Source organism: Oleiphilus sp. HI0123, from assembly GCF_001635315.1.
Genome location: NZ_LWGE01001134.1, coordinates 1 through 5,393, shown reverse-complemented (window position 1 = coordinate 5,393; position 5,393 = coordinate 1). Strand labels below are relative to the sequence as shown.

At 44.0% G+C, this 5,393-nt stretch carries 5 protein-coding genes; all 5 read left to right on the top strand.

Annotation, left to right across the window (positions count from 1 at the left end):
- Positions 1–192 precede the first annotated feature (192 nt).
- The 5 genes from aspS (at position 193) to ruvB (ending at position 5,324) form a co-directional block, all read left to right on the top strand.
- The gene (aspS, locus tag A3761_RS11860; protein WP_068553654.1) at positions 193–1,971 is read left to right on the top strand and encodes an aspartate--tRNA ligase; all 1,779 of its coding nucleotides are present in this window, start codon (positions 193–195) and stop codon (positions 1,969–1,971) included.
- A 206-nt stretch (positions 1,972–2,177) separates the two neighbouring features.
- Positions 2,178–2,939 carry an amidohydrolase family protein gene (locus tag A3761_RS11855; protein WP_068511034.1) on the top strand — a complete coding sequence of 254 codons (762 nt, stop codon included), beginning with the start codon at positions 2,178–2,180 and terminating at the stop codon, positions 2,937–2,939.
- A gap of 20 nt (positions 2,940–2,959) precedes the next feature.
- Complete coding sequence (gene ruvC / locus A3761_RS11850; RefSeq protein WP_068511032.1) at positions 2,960–3,478, top strand: crossover junction endodeoxyribonuclease RuvC; 519 nt, start codon at positions 2,960–2,962, stop codon at positions 3,476–3,478.
- A gap of 65 nt (positions 3,479–3,543) precedes the next feature.
- Entirely contained in the window at positions 3,544–4,149 is a 606-nt protein-coding gene (gene ruvA / locus A3761_RS11845; RefSeq protein WP_068511030.1) for a Holliday junction branch migration protein RuvA, read from the top strand.
- 140 nt (positions 4,150–4,289) lie between these two features.
- Positions 4,290–5,324, top strand: a complete 1,035-nt coding sequence (ruvB, locus tag A3761_RS11840) for a Holliday junction branch migration DNA helicase RuvB (RefSeq protein WP_068511029.1) — start codon at positions 4,290–4,292, stop codon at positions 5,322–5,324.
- The last annotated feature ends 69 nt before the right edge of the window (positions 5,325–5,393 follow it).

The following is a 5,393-nucleotide window of genomic DNA, read 5'->3' as shown; positions in this document are numbered from 1 at the left end:
TTTAGGTTATCAGGGTCAGGTTGGTATGAGACAGATTTTAAAACAGGAAATAAGAAAAACCTGTGCAACTCAAAGAATGAGAATAGCTCTAAATCTAAAGGCAGTGAAAGCTCTTCAGCAGCCTGATAAAGTAGCGATTTAACAAAGATAATTAACAATTAATCAGTATTTAGAATTAAGTGAGAATAGTTTATGCGAAGCCATTATTGCGGTTCGGTTAATGAAGATAATATCGGTCAAGAAGTGACTCTCTGCGGTTGGGTTCACCGTCGTCGTGACCATGGGGGTGTTATATTTCTAGATATGCGCGATCGTGAAGGTATGGCTCAAGTTGTTATAGATCCAGATACCGAGCAGGCTTTTGCGTTAGCTGATCGTGCAAGAAGTGAATGGGTACTGCAGATAAAAGGCCTTGTTCGTGCTCGCCCAGAAGGCACCGTTAATGACAATATGCCCACTGGTAAGATTGAAATACTGGGTAAAGAATTAACGATATTGAATGAAGCAGAAACACCACCATTCCCGCTAGATGGTTACGTGGATGTAGGCGAAGACACTCGCCTAAAGTACCGTTTTATGGATCTGCGTCGTCCAGAGATGCTTAACAAGCTCGTGTTCCGCTCTAAGGTAACTAACTATATCCGTAACTTTTTGGATAAGTTGGACTTTATGGATGTTGAAACGCCTATTCTTACACGAGCTACACCAGAAGGTGCGCGAGACTATTTGGTTCCTAGCCGTACTCATCAAGGTAACTTTTTTGCATTGCCGCAGTCGCCGCAGTTATTTAAGCAGCTACTAATGGTGTCGGGTGTTGATCGTTACTACCAGATTGCTAAGTGCTTCCGTGACGAAGACCTTCGTGCTGATCGTCAGCCTGAGTTTACGCAGGTAGATGTCGAGTGTTCTTATATTGAAGAAGATCAATTGATGGGCATGATGGAGTCTTTAGTTGGCTCAATGTTCAAAGATTTGCTTGATGTCGAGCTTGGTAACTTCCCGCAAATGAGTTACGCCGAGGCAATGAGCCGTTATGGTAGTGACAAACCGGATCTACGTATTCCCTTAGAGATTGTGGATGTTGCTGACTTAATGGCAACTGTAGAATTTAAAGTATTTGCTGGGCCTGCAAAAGACCCTAAAGGCCGTGTTGCTGCGCTTAAGGTCGATGGCGGTGCATCATTATCTCGTAAGCAAATTGATGCATACACTGAGTTCGTTGGTATTTACGGCGCGAAAGGCTTGGCCTGGATCAAGGTTAACGAACTTGAAAAAGGCGCTGAAGGCCTACAATCACCAATTGTTAAGTTCTTGGGTGAAGATGTTGCCCTATCCATTATGGAAAAGGTGGGTGCTAAAAATGGCGATATCGTCTTCTTTGGTGCTGACAAAGAGAAAATTGTCAACGAAGCGCTTGGTGCACTTCGATGCAAGATCGGTGAGGACCTTGATCTTTATACTTGTGAGTGGGCGCCAATGTGGGTAGTGGACTTCCCAATGTTTGAGGAGTTAGATGACGGTGGTTTAACAGCTATTCACCATCCATTTACTGCTCCATCGTGCTCACCTGAAGAGTTGAAGCAAGATCCGGCAACCGCTTTGTCAAGAGCTTATGATATGGTCTTGAATGGTTGTGAATTAGGCGGTGGCTCAATTCGTATTCATGACGGCACCATGCAAAAAACTGTTTTCGAGATTCTTGGTATCGATGACGAAGAAGCCCAAAATAAGTTTGGTTTCCTATTAGACGCCCTAAAATATGGTTGTCCTCCTCATGGTGGTTTGGCCTTTGGTTTGGATCGTCTAGTGATGTTAATGACTGGCGCTAAGTCTATTCGTGAAGTGATTGCCTTCCCTAAAACACAAAGTGCAACCTGTGTGTTAACTCAGGCTCCTGGCGAAGTTGATAATAAGCAGCTTCGTGAACTTCACATTCGTGTTAAGTCTAAAGAAACTGAGAATAAAGCTTAAAATTTAAGCTTTATATCTAATTTGTGCGGTGAGAGTTTAGCTCTGCTAAACCCACCGCACTGATTTCTTTTCTTTTTATTAGCTGAACTTGATAAGTGCTTGATGAGCTAAAGCTTGGTTTGGTTTATCTATTTTTCTAAGGCAACTTCGATCCATTGGTGATGTTCTGTATCATAAGAGCCGTCCTTTACATTGGGAGTGCTTAGTTGTCAGTTTTTGATGCTCATTTTCATATAATTGATAGTCGATTTCCCTTAGTTTCTAATCACGGCTTCTTACCAGATGACTTTGATGTAGAACAATATCTTGAACGTGTCTCACTGCTTAATATCAAGAGTGGTGTCGTTGTTTCAGGCTCTTTTCAGGCTTTTGATCAGAGCTATCTACTTTCGGCGCTTGCCTTACTAAACTCAAGATCTAATAATTTTGTCGGGGTTACGCAGGTTCCACATGATATTTCTGATGGTGAACTATTAAAACTCGATGCTGCCGGAGTAAGGGGGGTTCGCTTTAACCTCTTTCGGGGTGGAAGTGAGCGGGTTGGCTATCTATGCTATTTCGCACAACGAGTTTATGACTTGTGTGGTTGGCATATTGAGTTATATATTTCATCTGAAGGTTTATATCATCTTCAAGATTTGATCAAGAATTTGCCTAAGGTATGTATTGATCACATGGGTATGGAGAAGTCATCGTTTCCTGTTGTAGATGATTTATTAAGGCATGGCGTTTATGTAAAAGTTTGCGGCTTTGGTCGAGTCGATTTTGACCCTATTAAGCGCCTTCAAGAGATGGTGCTGATTAATCCTAATGCTTTGATGTTTGGAACAGATCTTCCCTCAACGCGCGCTTTGAGGCCATTTAGAAATGAAGATTTGAGTTTGATTAAAGGCATTTTTTCTTCCGATTCGTACCAGAATATTACCTGGCATAATGGTAGGCGGTTTTACCGCCTTGATACTGATTAACAATCAAAAGGTTTAGAAGTATGTCCCTGATACTAGGTATAGATCCCGGCTCACGAGTAACCGGCTACGGGCTTATTTCGAAGGATAGGGGGCGTTTATCTTATGTTGCAAGTGGTTGTATTCGTACCGGGGATGGAGCATTTTCCGACCGTCTGTTAGTTATATTTCAAGCCGTTGGACAGCTCATTCAGCAGTATCAACCGGATCAATTTGCAATCGAAGAGGTTTTTATGGCCAAGAACCCTTCTTCAGCGCTTAAGCTTGGTCAGGCACGTGGCGTAGCCATTGTTGCAGCCGCGAATTCAGGGCTCGAAGTTAACGAGTATTCGGCTAGAAAGGTCAAGCAAGCGGTTGTTGGTAAGGGGGGGGCAGATAAGTCTCAAGTCCAGTTAATGGTTATGCACCTGTTAAAGCTTGAAAGCTCACCTCAAGCAGACGCAGCAGATGCTTTGGCAATAGCAATTTGCCATGCGAATAGTGAGAAGCTGTTGCTGCAAGTTTCTGGTGTTAGTCAAAGTCGCGGTGGTCGTATGCGGTAGTTATTGACTGATTTGCTTAAGGCGACAAAATGGGAAATCAATAGTAAATAAGGTAGATAATTTAGATGATTGGTAAATTGCTAGGAATAGTCGAAGAGAAGGGTGCCCAGAGTGTTTTATTAAATGTGTCGGGCATATGTTATGAAGTCGAGGTACCAATTTCTACGTCTTTTTCTTTGCCTGAGGCGGGCGCTAGCGTGAGCCTATATACTCATTTTGTTGTTCGCGAAGATGCTCAATTGTTATATGGCTTCTTGAATAAGAAAGACCGAGACATGTTCAGGGTTCTCATAAAGGTTAACGGTGTTGGTCCAAAGTTGGGGATAACTATTCTATCTGGTTTAGATAGTGCATCTTTAGCTCGCTGCGTAGCTGATGATGATGTTTCTACGTTGGTGAAGCTACCAGGTATTGGCAAGAAAACGGCCGAAAGGTTGTTGATAGAGCTGAGAGATAAGGTTAAAGGCCTTGTTCCTGAGGGTGGTGATGTGTCAATTTCTGAGCTTGATATGCCTCTAGCGCGTGTTAGCGATATCGAAGGTGAAGCCGAAGCGGCGCTGATTTCCTTGGGTTATAAGCCTCAAGATGCTGCGAAATCTATTAAATCAGTGCGTCATGAGGGGCAAACCCTAGAGTCTCTTCTTAAAGCTGCACTAAAAGGAATGTTGTAGCACCTGGCTTATAGGTCGGCGAGGTCTAACATATTTTTAACTTTAGTCCCTTGGATTGATCTGTAAACTGTCTTTCATAGTAAGTTCTTGGTGTGTCATTACGGCCACGCCCAGATTGATGTTTCCTGTTTGGAATGTACATGATTGAAGCAGATCGTATTATTGCCGCTCAAGCTGCCGAGCTTGGTGGTGTGAGTGAAGATGTTCAAGATAGAGCGATTCGGCCTAAGTCTTTAAGTGACTATGTTGGGCAGCCCGCTGTTAAAGAGCAAATGGATATCTTTATTCAAGCAGCCAGTAAAAGGCAAGAAGCGCTGGATCATGTGCTTATTTTCGGTCCGCCTGGACTAGGTAAAACAACGCTAGCGAATATTATTGCAAATGAGCTAGGGAGCAATATTAAGTCTACTTCTGGCCCTGTTCTTGAAAAAGCCGGTGATCTTGCTGCATTGCTGACAAACTTGGAAGCAGGAGACGTTCTTTTCATTGATGAAATTCACCGAATGAATGCTTCAGTTGAAGAAGTCTTATATCCGGCAATGGAAGATTATCAGCTCGATATCATGATAGGTGAAGGTCCGGCTGCAAGGTCTATCAAGCTCGACTTACCTCCCTTTACGCTTGTTGGTGCAACCACGCGAGCAGGTTTGCTCACCTCTCCGTTAAGAGACCGATTTGGGATCGTTCAGCGTCTTGAGTTCTACAATAACCAGGATTTGAGCTCCATTGTTAGTCGTTCAGCCCAGTTACTCGGATTAGAGATTGAACAGGGTGGAGCCGATGAGATAGCCTGTCGTTCCAGAGGGACGCCCCGGATAGCCAATCGATTGCTAAGGCGAGTAAGAGACTACGCCGAGGTTAAAGGTAATGGTGTCTTGGATAAGAACAATGCTGATAAAGCCCTAAGTATGCTCAACGTTGACGCAAAAGGCTTGGATCAAATGGATCGGCGCTTACTACTCGCGGTACTCGAAACATTTGCTGGCGGCCCGGTTGGCGTAGAAAGCATGGCGGCAGCAATTAGTGAGGAGCGAGGCACGGTTGAGGATGTCTTGGAGCCTTACCTGATTCAGCAAGGGTATTTGGCAAGAACGCAGCGCGGTCGTCTGGCAACACAAAAAGCATGGCAGCATTTTGGTTTGAAAGCACCCGCCGAACTCAGCGGCGGAGCGTGATATGACATGTTCTAGCGAAGCATTCAGTCTGCCAATACGCGTTTATATAGAGGACACTGATGTTGGCGG

Coding starts and splice junctions, on each gene's coding strand:
- aspS (WP_068553654.1), top strand. CDS start 193: ATGCGAAGCCATTATTGCGGTTCGGTTAATGAAGATAATATCGGTCAA.
- ruvC (WP_068511032.1), top strand. CDS start 2,960: ATGTCCCTGATACTAGGTATAGATCCCGGCTCACGAGTAACCGGCTAC.
- ruvA (WP_068511030.1), top strand. CDS start 3,544: ATGATTGGTAAATTGCTAGGAATAGTCGAAGAGAAGGGTGCCCAGAGT.
- ruvB (WP_068511029.1), top strand. CDS start 4,290: ATGATTGAAGCAGATCGTATTATTGCCGCTCAAGCTGCCGAGCTTGGT.